The organism is Pectinatus frisingensis (assembly GCF_014076555.1).
Classification (GTDB): domain Bacteria; phylum Bacillota; class Negativicutes; order Selenomonadales; family Selenomonadaceae; genus Pectinatus; species Pectinatus frisingensis.
In genome coordinates, this window is the sequence record NZ_CP045424.1 from 2831732 (window position 1) to 2848279 (window position 16548).

18 protein-coding genes are annotated in these 16548 nt (G+C 38.1%); 7 read left to right on the forward strand and 11 right to left on the reverse strand.

The window, feature by feature from the left end; genetic code table 11:
- The first annotated feature begins 81 nt into the window (after positions 1-81).
- Positions 82-1191: a rod shape-determining protein RodA gene (rodA, locus tag F8M42_RS13295; protein ID WP_182187333.1), complete on the forward strand. Its 1110-nt coding sequence runs from the start codon at positions 82-84 to the stop codon at positions 1189-1191.
- Positions 1192-1602: 411 nt separating this feature from the next.
- Positions 1603-1857, forward strand: coding sequence for an SHOCT domain-containing protein (locus F8M42_RS13300; protein WP_182187335.1), 255 nt, complete (start codon positions 1603-1605; stop codon positions 1855-1857).
- A gap of 142 nt (positions 1858-1999) precedes the next feature.
- On the opposite strand, the gene F8M42_RS13880 is transcribed toward F8M42_RS13300, so the two are convergent.
- The 3 genes from F8M42_RS13880 to F8M42_RS13315 form a co-directional block, all read right to left on the reverse strand.
- Positions 2000-2290 (reverse strand): hypothetical protein, encoded by a 291-nt coding sequence (locus F8M42_RS13880; protein ID WP_182187337.1) that lies wholly within the window; start codon positions 2288-2290, stop codon positions 2000-2002.
- 148 nt (positions 2291-2438) lie between these two features.
- The gene (locus tag F8M42_RS13310; protein WP_182187339.1) at positions 2439-2783 is read right to left on the reverse strand and encodes an ASCH domain-containing protein; all 345 of its coding nucleotides are present in this window, start codon (positions 2781-2783) and stop codon (positions 2439-2441) included.
- Positions 2784-2830: 47 nt separating this feature from the next.
- A complete protein-coding gene (locus tag F8M42_RS13315) occupies positions 2831-3661 on the reverse strand; it encodes a prolipoprotein diacylglyceryl transferase (protein ID WP_182187341.1) in 831 nt (276 codons plus the stop codon).
- Positions 3662-3786: 125 nt separating this feature from the next.
- On the opposite strand from F8M42_RS13315, the gene F8M42_RS13320 reads away from it, so the two are divergent.
- Entirely contained in the window at positions 3787-3990 is a 204-nt protein-coding gene (locus F8M42_RS13320) for a DUF1858 domain-containing protein (protein ID WP_182187343.1), read from the forward strand.
- An 84-nt stretch (positions 3991-4074) separates the two neighbouring features.
- Here F8M42_RS13320 and F8M42_RS13325 read toward each other — a convergent pair whose 3' ends face one another.
- Positions 4075-5787, reverse strand: a complete 1713-nt coding sequence (locus F8M42_RS13325; RefSeq protein WP_182187345.1) for a sigma-54 interaction domain-containing protein — start codon at positions 5785-5787, stop codon at positions 4075-4077.
- Between the two features lie 242 nt (positions 5788-6029).
- Here F8M42_RS13325 and F8M42_RS13330 point away from each other — a divergent pair, with 242 nt between their 5' ends.
- The 3 genes from F8M42_RS13330 to iadA are packed head-to-tail and all read left to right on the forward strand — an operon-like array spanning position 6030 to position 8382.
- Positions 6030-6698, forward strand: coding sequence for a nucleoside recognition domain-containing protein (locus F8M42_RS13330; protein WP_182187347.1), 669 nt, complete (start codon positions 6030-6032; stop codon positions 6696-6698).
- Positions 6688-7173 carry a YjiG family protein gene (locus F8M42_RS13335; protein WP_182187349.1) on the forward strand — a complete coding sequence of 162 codons (486 nt, stop codon included), beginning with the start codon at positions 6688-6690 and terminating at the stop codon, positions 7171-7173. The genes F8M42_RS13330 and F8M42_RS13335 overlap by 11 nt, the downstream gene beginning before the upstream one ends.
- Positions 7174-7191: 18 nt before the next feature.
- Positions 7192-8382, forward strand: a complete 1191-nt coding sequence (gene iadA, locus F8M42_RS13340; protein ID WP_182187351.1) for a beta-aspartyl-peptidase — start codon at positions 7192-7194, stop codon at positions 8380-8382.
- An 80-nt stretch (positions 8383-8462) separates the two neighbouring features.
- On the opposite strand, the gene aroB is transcribed toward iadA, so the two are convergent.
- Genes aroB through F8M42_RS13360 form a run of 4 tightly spaced genes read right to left on the reverse strand, consistent with a single transcriptional unit; the run spans position 8463 to position 12235 of the window.
- On the reverse strand, positions 8463-9548 hold the full coding sequence (gene aroB, locus F8M42_RS13345; RefSeq protein ID WP_182187353.1) for a 3-dehydroquinate synthase: 1086 nt from the start codon (positions 9546-9548) through the stop codon (positions 8463-8465).
- Complete coding sequence (locus F8M42_RS13350) at positions 9545-10051, reverse strand: shikimate kinase (RefSeq protein ID WP_182187355.1); 507 nt, start codon at positions 10049-10051, stop codon at positions 9545-9547. Before F8M42_RS13350 ends, aroB begins: the two co-directional genes overlap by 4 nt.
- Positions 10048-11196 carry a chorismate synthase gene (aroC, locus tag F8M42_RS13355; RefSeq protein WP_182187357.1) on the reverse strand — a complete coding sequence of 383 codons (1149 nt, stop codon included), beginning with the start codon at positions 11194-11196 and terminating at the stop codon, positions 10048-10050. The genes F8M42_RS13350 and aroC overlap by 4 nt, the downstream gene beginning before the upstream one ends.
- Positions 11197-11227: 31 nt before the next feature.
- On the reverse strand, positions 11228-12235 hold the full coding sequence (locus F8M42_RS13360; protein WP_182187359.1) for a deoxyguanosinetriphosphate triphosphohydrolase: 1008 nt from the start codon (positions 12233-12235) through the stop codon (positions 11228-11230).
- Between the two features lie 199 nt (positions 12236-12434).
- On the opposite strand from F8M42_RS13360, the gene F8M42_RS13365 reads away from it, so the two are divergent.
- The gene (locus tag F8M42_RS13365; protein WP_182187361.1) at positions 12435-12956 is read left to right on the forward strand and encodes an LptA/OstA family protein; all 522 of its coding nucleotides are present in this window, start codon (positions 12435-12437) and stop codon (positions 12954-12956) included.
- A 161-nt stretch (positions 12957-13117) separates the two neighbouring features.
- Here F8M42_RS13365 and ilvN read toward each other — a convergent pair whose 3' ends face one another.
- From ilvN to ilvC, 3 genes are all read right to left on the reverse strand, one after another.
- Positions 13118-13618 carry an acetolactate synthase small subunit gene (gene ilvN / locus F8M42_RS13370; RefSeq protein ID WP_182187363.1) on the reverse strand — a complete coding sequence of 167 codons (501 nt, stop codon included), beginning with the start codon at positions 13616-13618 and terminating at the stop codon, positions 13118-13120.
- Complete coding sequence (gene ilvB / locus F8M42_RS13375; protein WP_182188767.1) at positions 13615-15306, reverse strand: biosynthetic-type acetolactate synthase large subunit; 1692 nt, start codon at positions 15304-15306, stop codon at positions 13615-13617. The genes ilvN and ilvB overlap by 4 nt, the downstream gene beginning before the upstream one ends.
- A gap of 121 nt (positions 15307-15427) precedes the next feature.
- Positions 15428-16432 carry a ketol-acid reductoisomerase gene (gene ilvC, locus F8M42_RS13380; protein ID WP_182187365.1) on the reverse strand — a complete coding sequence of 335 codons (1005 nt, stop codon included), beginning with the start codon at positions 16430-16432 and terminating at the stop codon, positions 15428-15430.
- Positions 16433-16548: the final 116 nt, after the last annotated feature.

The following is a 16548-nucleotide window of genomic DNA, read 5'->3' on the forward strand; positions in this document are numbered from 1 at the left end:
AATATAAAGCGAAACTTAATTCAGCAAGTTTATTTTACATTCCACCATAAACAACAATATACAGGAGGCAATTAGGGCACAATGTTTACCAACAGCAGACTTTTCCGCCGTATAGATGTCCCTTTGATCATAGCAATCATTATTTTAATATTAATCGGCATCGTCATTATAGGCAGTGCCACTCACATAAATACCCCCAGCAGCGAACGTTATTGGTACGTTCAGCGGCAAAGCATATTCGCACTGGTAGGTGCAGTTTTGGTTTTTTTTATGATGAAATTTGACTATCGAATGTTGCAGCCACTGGGCAACAAACTGTACATCTTCAATGCACTTTTGCTTTTAGCCGTTGATATTGCCGGACATTCAGCCTTAGGAGCACAGCGTTGGATTCAACTTGGCCCGATCAGCTTTCAGCCTTCAGAATTTTCCAAACTAATAATGATAATCTCTCTGGCTGTTTTACTTGAAAATCGTGTTGGCAAGCTAAATACTTTTAAGGAATTACTGCCAGTTGCTTTATATATGGTAATTCCATTTGCACTTGTCGTCACCCAGCCTGACCTCGGAACAGCATTAGTTTTTTTGGCAATTTTTTTCGGAATGATATTTGCTGCCGGTGTCAACATGAAAATAATCGGCGTTATATTTGGTGCCGGACTTTCATGTCTGCCAATCATCTGGCATTTTTTAAAAGAGTATCAAAAAATGCGCATCATGGTATTTATAAATCCTAATATTGATCCTTTGGGCTCCGGCTATCACATAATTCAATCAAAAATAGCTATCGGGTCAGGTCTTTTATATGGAAAGGGGCTCTTCCATGGCACACAAAGTCAGCTTAATTTTCTTCCAGAAAATCATACTGATTTCATTTTTGCCGTTATCGGGGAGGAAACTGGTTTTATCGGAGCAACGATAGTCTTGCTGATTTTTCTATTTATCCTATGGCGCGGAATAAAAATTGCCCGTGAGGCAAGTGATAATCTTGGTATGCTTTTGGCTGTTGGAATAAACTCAATGCTGGCCTTCCATGTATTAGTGAATGTAGGTATGACTATCGGTATCATGCCTGTCACAGGTATTCCGCTTCCTTTTATCAGTTACGGGGTAAGCTCGCTGATAACCAATGTACTGGCAGCGGGATTATTGTTAAATATTTATAACAATCGGCAACAGCTCATGTTTTAATATTAGAATAATTACACATCATGTGTCACTTATCAATTTATAAATATTATTTGTTACTGGTTACTGAACGGCATTGTCCTCGAAAATGCATCCCACCATCACTATATGATTTACAACCATTTCTAATAACGGACAGCAATGACAAAATATTGCATATTTATGAATGAAAAATGGATTACGTGCGACAACATCTTCCCCTAAAGTGAAAAATAATAAAAAATACCACTGCATCTATATTTTATACAATTATATTTATAAAACAGATTCAAGATAATTCTTGATGTTTTTTATTATTAATATGGCACATTTATTGTTTACTATTTTACTCATCAAATTTCCATATTTTTTCCACAAAAATTTCACAATATCATTATATAATGATATCATCTAAGAAAGAGGAGGTGCATCAATATGATGGGATATGGTTTTGGCGGACCGTTCGGCGGCGGTATGGGCTGGCTGGGAGCAGGCTTCGGCCTGATAACTCACCTGGCATTCACTATTCTCATAATCATGGCAGCAATTTGGCTTTTCAAAGCTGCATTTCGTGGCAATTACCATAACTTTAACCAACAAAATGATGCCATAGAAATATTAAAACAACGTTATGCCAAGGGTGAAATCAGCAGTGAAGAGTTCCAGCGGATGAAAAAAGAACTGGAATAAATGTTGTTTTTATATAACTAGTTCAAATAATCGGGCAGAGGGCGGCTAGTTATTATTTAAATAGCCGCCCTCTTGCACCGCCATACGGCGGGTTCAATAACTTAACGTAATGTGAAAAACACCTCGTATTTCTTCGCTATGTTCATATAGCCAGAGATCCGAGGTATTTATCTGTTAGTGTACTGTTAAGGATTGAGCTCCCAGCTACACGCCGATATGCCAATCTTGTATTTGTATATTTCCATGCTTTGCCCTTGTCTAATTTCCATTTTTCAAAGTTTTCTGGTCTTATCGCAATTTTCTTCCATTTTTCCCATAGATAAATCCTTATTCTTCGCCTTATCCATTTATTAATCTCCTGCATTTTCTTGAGCATATCGGCTATGAAAAAGCAATTCAGCCATCTGGTCGTGTACTTTCTTAATTCCAGCAAAATTGCATCTATTGACTGTCCGCAGCGGCTATATACTTGGCACTATTAACCCGTACGCGAGACTTTCACCTATTAGACTGCTTCATGCCGGGCACGCTATCAACAATAATGCCCTTGGTATTTATAACCAAGGGCATTATTTATCATATTATAATACTTCTGAAAAATATATAACGGTAACGGTATCATCCATAGTAATTCTTTTTTTATAAATACCCTCAAAATCAGCAATCAAATCTTCACGTGTCGCAATTTCCGGATTTTGGTGATCAAGATCTTCCGATGTCAATTCAGACATTTTTTTAACTTGGACTTTATCTAAAAAAGCCACAAATAATTTCTTTTTGTATTGAAATTTTGCCCCGGTAGTTATCCAAACCAATGAATTTTCCGGATATTGTTTACTTACATCTCCCAACCATATAGTACAATTTTTCTTTCTAGCCATTAAAAGTTTTTCATGCTTGGGGGCTTGAAAATTTAATGCCATCATAATTATCTCTCCTATCGTAGGATAATAATATCCTCTATGTATAATATTTAATAATGATATGTTTTTTCCCTTTGAAAAGCGCGCCGCCGCAACCAATAAATAATAAGACAGCACGCTATTAATATCAGCGCAAAATATTGACCCGAATGCAAAATTACTGATGTATTGCTTGAAAGATACATAAACCCGAAAACAAAACGGCATAGAGCGATCAACACCATGCATGACAAAAATATATTTCCCTGCTGAATTCGTGAATATTTCAACTGCACCGCAGTAAGTAATAAAGACACTAAAAATATAACACCCAATACCACTGCCTGATATAAAGCCACCGGCCTGAAATATAAATATCCCTCAAAACCGGTAGGCCTCTGTTTAAAATCAATGTACTCTGCAATACTATGATCATTGTCATAACTTACCGGTAAAGGTGTTCCTATCGTATTTTGCATACAAAAATTACCTATCTGATAAACAATTAGGCAGGCAATCATCCCGGGTAAAAATATATCCATCCAGTACCAAAAATTTCTTCCCGTCAGATATAAATAAAATACCGTGCCGCATAAAAAACCGATAAAAGCTCCATATATTGATAAGCCACCGCCACTAAGCAAAAAAATGTTCAAGAGCCTGTCACTAAATATCTGCCAATGAAAAATAACATACAGACCACGCCCAAACACTATCCCCAATGGTATACACCAAAGCAGTATATCAATAACTACAGAAAAATCCTCATGATGTTTTTTGACATTACCCCATGTTATCAATAATCCAATAACTATAGCCAGGCTAATGGTTAATCCATACCAATATATATGTACAGGTCCTAATAAAAACATAGCAGTATAGCTTGATACCGCCTTTCTCATTAAATAGATAAACTTTATAAACTATTATTGTAATATTTTAACTCGAATAGAAAAATTTGGCAAACGAAATATGAAATGTGGTATAATAATATCGTAGTTTATTACTTATTAGGGAGGTAATGATTGTGACTATCACTAAAGATATGAGCATTATGGAAGTAGTACAAAAATATCCTGAAACAGTCGATGTATTTGCTATGTCCGGCATGGGCTGCATTGGTTGCGCTGCCGCCCATTTTGAAAATATTGAACAAGGTGCCATGGCACATGGTATTGATATCGAAAAATTAATGGCAAATCTCAATGAAGTTGCCGATGCCCAAGCTTAACTAATACTGTTATTAGTAAAAATACTCTTGCTGTAATATAAAATCTATGGCAAGAGTATTTTTATTGCCATTCACAATAATGATTTAAAAATTTACCTTGTCTGTATCTGGTTTTTTATTACTGATAAGTAATCCGCCTCGCCCGCGCCGTGAAAATAAATATCCATCCTGTTTTAATGATTCAATCATCAATCTAATACGATTTTCTGGTTGATGCAATTTTTCAGCTAAAGACCTTCTCCCTATTGAAATATGCCATCTATTAGCTTTAGCTACTTCGTCATAAATACTTTCTTTCAATTCTTTTACTGTAATACTTTTTTGTTCTTCTCCCCACGGTTTATTTTCATGAAAAACATGGAATTTAGATGGTAAAATCCGTTTGTCCGGTGGCATATCAGGCGATAACGTTGTCAAATATTCTACTATATTCTCTAATTCTCTGATATTACCCGGCCAACTATAATTAAGAAAAATAGGATCAATCATCTGAAAATATTTTTCTGCTGTACATTTTATGTTCTTATGCTTCATTGCCTGTTGTTGATAAAAAGCTTTAGCTAATATCAAAATATCCCGGCCGCGTTCCCGTAAAGGTGGCATTCTAATTGGCAAAACATTCAGACGATAATATAAATCCTTGCGAAATTTTCCCTTGATCACCATTGCTTCTAAATCTTTATTAGTTGCTCCGATAACGCGCACATCAATTGGTATCATTTTATTTCCCCCGACGCGACGTATTTGTTTTTCCTGCAAAACCCGCAGCAATTTTACTTGAAAGGGCAATGGTGCATCACCAATTTCATCAAGAAAAAGAGTACCATGGTTGGCTTCCTCAAAAAGCCCCGTTGCTCCTTCACGTTTGGCCCCGGTAAAAGCACCTGGTACATATCCGAATAATTCACTTTCTAAAAGGCTTTCAGAAAGTGCTGCAAAATTAACTGCGACAAATGGGCCTTTATTATATAGCGAAGCATTATGTATACTCTGTGCCATAATTTCCTTACCAGTACCACTTTCTCCTTCGATCAATACTGACGAATCAGACAATGCCATTTTTTTTGCCCGGTCGATCGTATCTAGTACCACTGCACTTTTTCCCCAAATTTTATCAAAAGTATATATTGCTATATTGTTATTTTCTAATTTTTTTTGATAAACAATCTCCCTTAGTTGTTTAATTTTATTTACCGCATGATAACTATCCTTAGTCAATCTGATAATATCACGCACATAATCCGCTGACAGAAAATCTGCATATAAATGTAAAAAACCTAACTGCAAAAGCATTTCGACAATTGTCGTTATATCTATCAAACGTGTTTTTATATCTATTATGTTCTCAACAAAATCCGGTACGAATTGCCGTTCTCCCGGAGTAACTGCTGTTGTTAAGCGCGGATAATCAGTCATTTGAGGGCAGCATGGATGATAATTAATATGATCTATACCTATCATTTGCAGCAATGCTATTGTCCTATTTGTGCTATCCGGTAAGTCATTTACCAATAGCACATCAGTCCCTGCCGGTATTGAAAAAAGTTTACCGACTTCATGATAGTTTATTGAACGGCGAGCTATTAAAGTTACGGTTTTCTGACAATATTTTTTTGCATGAATATATGCCTCATGACTGGCAAAAAGTACCAAATCAGCTTTTATCTGTACCGGTATACTAGGAGCATCAACAGTATATGCTATTATATTTACTCTGCTTCCGAGAATTTTATGCAATTGTTGTGTACATGCTGCGGCTGTATTTTCTCCCATAGCAATAAATACTAAAGTCTTCAAATTTTAATGCCTCCACTTAATGCAAATTCATTGCCGTAAAGGGATATTAAAGGTAATATTATCCCTTTATATTTTTATTTCCCCTTTAATATTACAAATTCCTGCTACAATGGAATACATTCATTATTAATGATATTTTTATAATTACAAATGGCAGCTATGATGACTTTTTATTCTAAAAAAGTTGGCATGAAAATTGCTTATATATAAATATGTATTATTACTTTAGGAGGTATAACAAAATGAACAAGCAGGAAAAGCCAACTCTAAAAGTTGGCTGGCAGGGTTATGCTGCTTTGGCAGTTGCCATAATACTTTTTTCTGGTATTTTCTCATCCTGCCAAGGTTGGCTCAAGGTTTTTGATTTCAACACATTAAACGGTACATTTGGTAAAATTCAGGGAACAGCACAGGCTTTTACGTTTCGTGGTGCAGGCGGCAGCGGTGCACGAGACGGTTTTCTTTTTTCAATCGAATTAATACCGGCCGTTATATTGGCATTGGGAATTGTAAATATTGTTGACGGGCTTGGAGGATTAAAGGCCGCACAAAAACTCATGACACCAATCTTAAAACCGTTACTTGGCATACCAGGTATCTGCATGTTATCGACAATAGCCAATATGCAAAGCACCGATGCTGCTGCCGGCATGATTAAAGAGCTGGCTGACGAGGGAAAAATAACCGATAATGAACGTTCCATCAATATTGCCTACCAAACAAGCGCCAGTGCATTTATCACTAATTATTTTTCCTCCGGGGCAGCTGTTTTTGGTTTTATGCTCACTCCAATTATCATTCCTATATTGGTTATGTTTATATTTAAAATAATCGGTGCTAATCTTATGCGTTTGTATTTACGGATGGTATATAAAAAAACTTTAGCAGGAGGTACCAATAATGGCAAATAACACTGCTCCCGCAGAACCCAAGAAGAACATACTAGACCTCTTTGTCAACGGTGCCAGACGAGGTTTTACCATTGGTACCACCAGTCTCATGCCTAATGTAATTATGGCTTTTGTAATCATCCGCATACTGGATGTAACCGGACTATTGCAACTTATCGGCATTGCTTTTTCTCCAATAATGGCTCTTTGGGCGCTTCCCGGCCAGGCTGCGATGGTAATAATAACTTCTTTACTGAGTATGGGTGGTGCCATCGGCATTGCCGTTAGTTTATATACCGCCGGTTCACTGAATGCAATGCAGGTCACCATGCTTATTCCTGCTATTTATCTAATGGGCAATCCCGTACAAAACGTTGGCCGCTGTCTTGGTATTGCCGGTGTAAACGCTAAACACTATCCGGTTATTATCGGTATTTGTATTATCAATGCATTAGCTTCAATATGGGTAATGCATTTCATATTACTATTTTTTTAAATTGAAAGGAGTCTCATTATGACAAAACCATTTTTTACTCTATTATGCGGTGCCAGAGTATTTGCCCCGCGGGATATGGGAATACAAAACATACTTATTGCCGGCGATAAAATTGCTGCTGTCTGTCCTACTGCTACGGCACCAACTAATTATCCCTGTCAAATAGTTGATCTAACAGACTGTATCCTCATGCCGGGCTTTATTGACAGTCATGTACATATAACCGGCGGTGGCGGGGAAGGCGGTTTTGCAACCAGAACACCGGAAATTCTTTTATCACAAATCACTACATCCGGTGTTACTACCGTCGTCGGTTGTCTCGGTACAGACGGCACAACTCGCAGTGTCATCAATCTTTTAGCTAAAACACGCGGCCTATGTGCCGAAGGAATATCGGCCTATATGTATACCGGTGCCTATGAACTTCCTACTCCCACTATAACCGGCAGTGTGCGTAGTGATATAATTATAATTGATAAAATAATCGGCACTGGTGAAATTGCCATGTCCGATCATCGTTCAGCGCAGCCGACTTGTCAGGAATATAAAAATCTGGCCGCACAGGCACGCGTCGGCGGTATGCTCAGTTCCAAAGCCGGTATTGTAGATATGCATATAGGAGACGGTAAATCAGGGCTCAGTATGCTTTTTGAAATAACGGCTAATAGTGAAATACCAAAATCACAATTTATTCCTACTCATATCAATCGTAATCAACAACTTTTAATTGAAGGTATTAAGTGGGCAAAACAAGGTGGCATTATGGACATAACTTCCGGCGTAAGTCCGGAATCCGGTTCAGTACAGGCAGTAAAACCCAGTCAAGCTGCTAAGCGTGCTTTAGAAAACGGCGTTGCTACTACCAATATCACTATGAGTTCCGATGGCAACGGCAGTGTACCATTGTTCGATGCCACCGGCAATACCATCGGTGTAGGCGTAGCCAGTCAAAAATCCATGCTGCAGGAAATTCGTGACATGATAAAAACAGAAAAAATTGCTCCAGATACCGCTATAAAATTTGTCACCAGCAATGTCGCCGATATTCTTAAATTATCACAAAAAGGTCAGGTAAAAGAATCGTTTGATGCCGATTTCACTGTTGTAGACAAAGATTTTCAGCTGAAACATGTATGGGCTCGTGGCCAACATATGGTAGATAACGGACAAGCTATCGTATTCGGTACATTTGAACAAAATAGTCTATAATCCTAAAACCATTTTTATAAATAAAAAGTGTCGTTTGAACAAATTCCAATATATTTTTTGATGTTCAAACGACACTTTTTTTACGCCAATATAGATTTTATTGCTTTACGTACTATTAGTTCACTGACATTATCAGACAGATGTACCTTACCTATTTCATCTAATAATACCCAGTTTATTTTCTTTCCTATCGTTTTCTTATCATGAAAAAGGTCCCGATAAATCCCATCTTCAGTACACGCATGACATGTTTGCGGCAAATGGCATATTTCCAATATATGATGAATTTTCTGTACTACTGTCGGATCAAGTAATCCTAATTCACGGCTTATTATTGATACCCCTACCATTCCAATAGCTATTGCTTCACCATGATTATAAACATCATATTTAGTCTCCCTTTCAATAGCATGTCCGATAGTGTGCCCGAAATTCAAGATTGCTCTCAATCCCATTTCCTTTTCATCCTTGCTTACCACAGCAGCCTTAATTTCGCACGATTTGGCTGTAATATATGTGAGCACCTCATTATTTAAAGCAAAAATTTCCTTAACGTGACTTTCTATATATGCAAAAAATTCCTTATCATAAATTAATCCATATTTTATCACTTCCGCCAATCCGGTTGATATTTCCCTGTTTGGCATGGTTTTAATCATATCAAGATCTATAAACACAGCTTCAGGCTGATAAAAAGCACCAATCAAATTTTTTCCCATTGAATGATTAATAGCAACTTTTCCACCTACTGATGAATCAACATAAGCCAATAAGCTTGTCGGAATTTGTACAAATGGCACTCCACGCATATAAGTAGCTGCAATAAATCCTGTTATATCCCCAACCACTCCGCCTCCAAGGGCAACTATCGGGGATTTTCTATCTAAACCACTTTTAATTGCTTCAGTGTAAAGCTGCTTTGCTACATCCCATGACTTAGATGATTCTCCTGCTTTAATAAAAAACATCACCACGCAAAAACCGGCCTTTTCAAGCACCCTTTTTATTTTATCACCATATAGCGGACCCACATTACTGTCAGATACCAAAAGCGCAATATGGGAAAATTTACCTTGTAAAAAAAATTTTTCTATCGTTTTATTTAAATTATTACCAATATGAATATCATAACTATTTTTTCCCAGTTCAACCCGCACCGTTTTCAATTCTTCATCCTCCGCAGATATAGTATTATCTCATTAACTATTTGTAATGGTGACAGAGCATCTGTATCAATTAAAAAATCCGCCTGAGCATAAAAAGGCTTCCGTTCGTCCAGCAGTGATTGAATCTTTTCTTCTTGTGAATTAAGCAGTGGTCGATTATTACGTCCTTTTGTCCTGTGCATTATCGTTTTAACCTCAGCACGCAAACAAATAACAGCACTATTTATTTGCAAAACATCACGATTTTCCTCAAACAATGGCACACCGCCACCGGTAGCTATAACTGTGCTGGGCTGCATTACCGCTTGTTTTACCGCTTTTTTTTCACATTCTCGAAAATAAGCTTCACCATACTGCTGAAAAATCTGTGGAATAGTCATCTGAACCTGTTGTTCGACCAGCAAATCAGTATCAATAAACGAAAAGCCAAGTTTTTCCGCCAGCAATTTACCAACACAGCTTTTCCCGGTTCCCATAAAACCTATCAAAGCTATATTCTTCATTGTTTTGCCAATCTACTTTTATAACTTGCCACCGCAGCTTTAATATCAGTCATTGCATGACCACCGAACTGCTCTAATACCGCATCAGCTATGGTTATTGCCGTCATTGCCGCTCCTACTATGGATGCTGCTGGCACAGCACATACATCGCTGCGTTCTTTACAAGCCATAACTTCCTGTCTGCTTTCTATGTCAACAGAATGCAGCGGCGTCATAAGCGTTGGGATAGGTTTCATAACCGCACGAACAATGATATTTTCACCATTTGTCATACCGCCTTCTAAACCGCCGGCATGGTTAGTTTTACGATACACTTGTTTTTTATCATCATAAAATAATTCATCATGCATTTTACTGCCTGGATTATTGGCATATTCCATTCCTGCTCCTATTTCAACTGCCTTTATAGCTTGAATTGACATAATTGCCTGTGCCAGTTTGCCATCGAGTCGTTTATCCCACTGAATATGAGACCCAAGTCCTTCCGGTGCCCCTTCTACGATAATTTCAAACATGCCGCCCAATGTATCTCCATTCTGTCCGGCAATACGTATTTTTTCCCGCATTTTAATTGCAGCATCACCATCCATGCAATTTAAATCCGAATCATTAACTGCTATTTGTGTATAATCGATCTTATTTCTGTCTGCTTTTATTCCGCCGATGTTTACCACATGTGAATAGACTCTCATTCCCAAAGTTTCCAAAAATTGCTGGCATACTGATCCCATAGCCACCTTAGCAGCAGTTTCCCGTGCGCTGGCTCTTTCCAAAATATCACGAATATCTTTCCTATCGTATTTATGTACTCCTGCTAAATCCGCGTGTCCCGGCCTTGCTGCTGTCACTTTATCACCAAACGGCTGCCCGTTTACCGACATCTCTTTAATCCAATTTCCCCAGTCACGATTTTTTACCTGCAAAGTAATCGGATCTCCCATAGTTTCACCAAAGCGAATTCCTGATAAAATATCTACTTTATCAGTTTCAATCGTCATACGTCCACCGCGGCCATATCCCATTTGACGACGAGCCAGTTTATTATTTATTTTATTGATATCTATCTTTAATCCAGCCGGTATCCCTTCCAAAATAGCTGTCAAACATTGTCCGTGCGATTCTCCTGCCGTTAAAAACCGTAACATAAAAACAATCCCTTCTACATTATATTATTATTTAATGCGTTGCCATCCACTGATTCCATACTGGAGGGACAAAAATCATATTAAACTCAGCGACTGCATAACTATCCGTTAATCCAGCAATATAATCAACAATTGTTTGCTGTTTGCCCCAGCGTTTTTCTCTTTGTTTAAATTCCAAGGGCATCTTATCAAAATGCTCTGTATAATATTTAAACAACTGTTCGATTATAAAACAAGCCTGCTCTCTTTCTTTAGCCAATATTTTGGAATAATAAATTTTTTCGAACATGAAATCCCGAAATGCCTGCATTACGTTTTGCATATGACCTGATAATAAAATATCATGTTTACCTTCGGATGACAATATCATATCACTAACCATTCCGGTTATCATGCTGGAATGATTTTCCCCCAATGTATCAACGACTATCTGCGGTAAATCATTCCTATGAAGCAATCCGGAACGCAGGCTATCATCAAAATCATGACATAAATAAGCTATCCTATCAGCTATTTTAACGATACGCCCCTCCAGAGTCCACGGTGCCTTTTTCCCGGTGTGATTCAAAATCCCATCTTCTACGGCATCTGTCAGATTTAACCCCTGCCCATCTTTTTCCAAATATTTTACCATTCGCAGACTTTGTTCGTTATGAGAAAAATGTCCTACTAACGAATTCATTGTCGCTTCACCCGCATGACTAAATGGAGTATGTCCTACATCATGTCCTAATGCTATCGCCTCTGTCAAATCTTCATTTAATCGCAATCCCCGCGCAATAGTCCTTGATATTTGTGCTACCTCTAAGCTGTGTGTCAGGCGTGTTCGGTAATGATCGCCTGCCGTAATGTATACCTGAGTTTTATGTTTAAGACGACGAAACGATTTAGAATGCAATATTCTGTCACGATCTCTTTGATAAGCCGTACGAAAAGGACATTTTGCCTCTTCTTTCGCACGGTTTGCCTCACGGCTCTTTGCTGCATCAATCGATAATATCCTGTATTCCAATTCTTCCGTCCGTTCTCGGACATTCATGTCAGCACCACCTTAATCTATCCACAAAAACATTATTACTAACTTTTATATTAAACTTATCTATGTTAATTCCTGCATTTTTAATTAAATACACCAGTTAAAACCATATACCATCTATATTGACACTTTGTCATCTTTATAACATATATGTTATAATGTGTGTTATAAAATTTAATTTTTTACTTGATGGAGGATTGCTATGCGTATATTAAAAACGTCACTGTTTCTGTTGGCAATAATGCTATTTAGTACATATACTGTCTTTGCTGCTCCCAAAGTCACAGCCGATAACACCACATTCGATATTTTATCGGGAACATATAAACTAAATGGCAATGTTCGTGTTGAAACCGGCAGATATAATATAACTGCTGATCGGGCTCAGGTAAATCTTACATCCTTAGAAGTATGGGCACAAAAAAATATAACCTGTATTTATAATGGGGATGACAACGCCACACCGATAAATTTTACTGGTGATGATCTTTATGGGTCATGGTCCAATAAAACCATAACCGTAAAAGGCGGCACACATTTTACCTACGGTGATTTAGCCATTGATTCAGATCAAGCTTCCTTTAACTGGGAAACCAAAATTGTCGATTTTACCGGCAATGTAATAGTTCAGCAAAATGGAAAAACCACAAAATATAGTGATGTAAAATACAATGTCATTGATAAAAAATTTATAAATGATACCGGCAATTCCGCATCACAATAATAAATCCAACAAAATCAATAAAGGCTGTCACACGAATAGCATTGACCTCCTAAAAATGCACTCACCGCCACTATGTATTACCCGTTTTCCTGCGGGTGAGCAAGGGAAATGGCATTATTGCATATTTATGAATGAAAATGGTTGCGTGCGGCAGCCTTTTTTTACATATTTTTCACAGGAATTATACCGCGTGATAAAGCGATTGGCCCGGTACGTGCTATTTCTAAAATTTCATAACAATTAAGCATATCGATTAGTGCTGCCAGTTTATCTTGCTCTCCTGTCAGTTCAATCACCACATTTTCGTGCCCTACATCGACAATATGAGCTCTGAATATACTGGCAATATTAACAATATCAGCCCGTATTGCAGAAGATGTCACCTTAACTTTCACCATAACCAATTCTCTGTTTATTGATGCCAGTTCACTTATATTAACTATTTTTATTACGTCAATCAATTTAGCCATTTGATGGATTACTTTATTGAGTTCCGTTTCATCATTGGCATCTACTACAATATTTATCCGCGTTACATCGGCATCCTCAGTATATCCCGCATTTATTGTTTCAATATTAAAAGCCCGGCGACTTATAAGTCCGGATACATGCGTCAATACACCTGGTTTATTTTCTGCCAGAATGGCGATTTGATATTTCATAAGCCGTCTTCTCCCATTACCATCTGATCAAGTCGCTTGCCGCCGGGAACCATTGGGAACACATCTTCTTCGGCAGGAACAATAATATCCAGCAAAACAGGACCTTGTTCATGCAGGAGTTGCTGTAAACCGTTTATCAGTTCCTCTTTCACCTTTATGCGAAACCCCTTAATTCCCATTGCTTGTGCTATTTTAACAATATCAGCCTTACTATTTAATAACGACTGTGAGTAACGTTCACCGTAAAACATTCTTTGCCATTGTGTCACCATTCCCAGTACATGATTATGAATTACAATTATTTTAATGTTGATATTATAATCGGCCAGTGTAGCTAATTCCTGGCAATTCATCATAATACTGCCGTCACCGGAAAGCAATATTACATTCTTATCCGGCCGGCCTAATTTTACACCTATTGCTGCCGGAAGACCAAATCCCATAGTTCCCAGCCCGCCTGAAGTTATAAAATTACGCGGTCCGTATACTTTAAAAAATTGCGCGGCCCACATTTGATGCTGTCCGACATCGGTTACAATGGCAGTATTATGTGTAACTATATCTGATAATTTTTTTATAGCATCCTGTGCTAAAATATTATTCTTATCATTTTTATACTTAAATGGCCTGGCTGTATGTATCTTTACCACATTTTCGTACCATTTTTGTATGTTTTCTTTTATTATATCATTATATGGGCACAATTTTTCCTGAAACAACGGTAACGACCAACGCAAATCACCGACTACACTTAAATTTACAGCAATATTCTTATTAATTTCCGCATAATCAATATCAAAATGAATTATTTTTGCTTTCGGTGCAAATTCACTGATCACACCGGTGACTCTATCATCAAAACGCACACCTATTCCCAGCAACAGATCACATTTCATGATAGCCATATTTGCCGCATACGAGCCGTGCATTCCAGCCATTCCCAAATAGCCGGCACTATCAGCATCAGCTGCTCCTAATCCCATCAATGTACTGGTCATGGGGATATTCATTTTTTGGACCATTTCGCGTACAAGTTGGCTGGTTTCAGACGTGATCACTCCTCCGCCGATAAAAATAATCGGCCTTTCAGCCGCCCGCAACATATCTACAGCTCTGTCTATTTTCCTCTCATCACCTATATACTTGCCAGTGTAGCCGCGCAGACATATCTCAGCCGGATATTTATATTCTGTTTCAGCGGCAAAAACATCTTTGGCAATGTCAACCACAACAGGACCCGGCCGCCCCGTTCGTGCAATAAAAAAAGCTTCCTTTAACACACGCGGCAGATCTTTTATATGCCGCACAAGGTAATTATGCTTTGTTATCGGCGCTGTTATACCGCATACATCCGCTTCTTGAAAAGAATCCCGCCCAATAAGCGGTGTAGCTACTTGCCCGGTAATGCATATCAATGGTATCGAATCAATATTCGCTGTAGCTATCCCCGTTATCAAATTTGTAGCACCAGGCCCTGATGTAGCGATGCATACTCCAACTTTACCAGTTGCCCTGGCATACCCATCAGCTGCATGTACTGCACCTTGTTCGTGTTTAGTCAATATATGTGGAAAATTTGTCTTATAAATTTCATCATATAAGGTTAAAACTGCCCCGCCCGGATAACCAAAAACAAATTCCACGCCTTCATTTTTAAGACTTTCAATAACAATTCCGGCTCCATTCAAACGCACAAAGTTTGCCTCCTTTACTTAAGTTTTACAATAAATAATCAATTAGTATGAAAAAGCGGTAAGACAGACTAATTAGTCCATCCTGCCGCTCCTAAATATATCTATCGTTAAACTATTAATCTTCTTGTTTTTTGCCCAGCCATGACATCATCTTACGAAGTTTAACACCGACTTTCTCAATTTGATGTTCTGCATGTCTGCGGCGCATTGCATAAAACTGTGCCCGTCCTGCTTTATTTTCCGAAAGCCATTTAGTAGCAAAGCTGCCATCTTGTATGTCAGTCAAGATATTTTCCATTTCCTTTTTAGTTTTATCGGTAATTAAGCGGGGACCTGCTGTATAATCGCCATATTCTGCAGTGTCACTGATTGACTGACGCATATTTGCCATACCGCCTTCATACATTAAATCTACTATAAGTTTCATTTCATGAAAACATTCAAAATATGCTATTTCCGGCTGATAACCTGCTTTGACTAAAGTTTCAAAACCGGCTGTTATCAGATGGGTAATACCGCCGCATAGCACAGCTTGTTCTCCAAAAAGATCTGTTTCAGTTTCTTCCTGAAAAGTCGTTTTGATCACACCAGCTCTGGTTCCGCCAATACCGCGTGCATAAGCAAGTGCTATATCCCAAGCTTTACCACTGGCATCCTGATAGACTGCAAAAATATCCGGTACACCACCCCCTTCAACAAATGTACGACGAACGAGATGTCCCGGTCCTTTCGGTGCAACCATAAATACATCTACATCTGCCGGGGGTTTTATCTGCTGAAAGTGAATGTTAAAACCATGGGCAAAAGCAAGAGCACTACCTGGTTTTAGATTAGGTCCAATCTGGGTTTTATATATTTCGGCTTGGATTTCATCAGGAATAAGAATCATAGTAATATCCGCACCTTTGACAGCATCAGCGACTTCTGCCACTTTAAGTCCTGCATTCTTGGCTTTCTGCACGGATTTACTGCCTTTATAGAGTCCTACGGTTACATCAATACCACTTTCCTTTAAATTCAAAGCATGTGCATGGCCTTGACTACCGTATCCAATAATGGCAACTTTCTTGTCACTTACTGAACCCCAATTAACATCCTGATCATAATAAACCTTTGCCATAAATAAAACATCTCCCAAATTTTGATCGGCACTACAGTTGCCAATCTTTGATTTACAATGTTACAAGAGAACATTGTATACAGGATACACTTCAAAATCAATTTTGTCAATATTAA

Excerpts from the sequence above, each read along its gene's own strand:
- F8M42_RS13360 (WP_182187359.1), bottom strand. The coding sequence starts at position 12,235 with ATGAATGTCCGAGAACGGACGGAAGAATTGGAATACAGGATATTATCG.
- F8M42_RS13300 (WP_182187335.1), top strand. The coding sequence starts at position 1,603 with ATGATGGGATATGGTTTTGGCGGACCGTTCGGCGGCGGTATGGGCTGG.
- aroC (WP_182187357.1), bottom strand. The coding sequence starts at position 11,196 with ATGTTACGGTTTTTAACGGCAGGAGAATCGCACGGACAATGTTTGACA.
- ilvN (WP_182187363.1), bottom strand. The coding sequence starts at position 13,618 with ATGAAATATCAAATCGCCATTCTGGCAGAAAATAAACCAGGTGTATTG.
- rodA (WP_182187333.1), top strand. The coding sequence starts at position 82 with ATGTTTACCAACAGCAGACTTTTCCGCCGTATAGATGTCCCTTTGATC.
- F8M42_RS13350 (WP_182187355.1), bottom strand. The coding sequence starts at position 10,051 with ATGAAGAATATAGCTTTGATAGGTTTTATGGGAACCGGGAAAAGCTGT.
- F8M42_RS13365 (WP_182187361.1), top strand. The coding sequence starts at position 12,435 with ATGCGTATATTAAAAACGTCACTGTTTCTGTTGGCAATAATGCTATTT.
- F8M42_RS13335 (WP_182187349.1), top strand. The coding sequence starts at position 6,688 with ATGGCAAATAACACTGCTCCCGCAGAACCCAAGAAGAACATACTAGAC.
- F8M42_RS13330 (WP_182187347.1), top strand. The coding sequence starts at position 6,030 with ATGAACAAGCAGGAAAAGCCAACTCTAAAAGTTGGCTGGCAGGGTTAT.
- iadA (WP_182187351.1), top strand. The coding sequence starts at position 7,192 with ATGACAAAACCATTTTTTACTCTATTATGCGGTGCCAGAGTATTTGCC.
- F8M42_RS13315 (WP_182187341.1), bottom strand. The coding sequence starts at position 3,661 with ATGAGAAAGGCGGTATCAAGCTATACTGCTATGTTTTTATTAGGACCT.
- F8M42_RS13310 (WP_182187339.1), bottom strand. The coding sequence starts at position 2,783 with ATGATGGCATTAAATTTTCAAGCCCCCAAGCATGAAAAACTTTTAATG.
- ilvC (WP_182187365.1), bottom strand. The coding sequence starts at position 16,432 with ATGGCAAAGGTTTATTATGATCAGGATGTTAATTGGGGTTCAGTAAGT.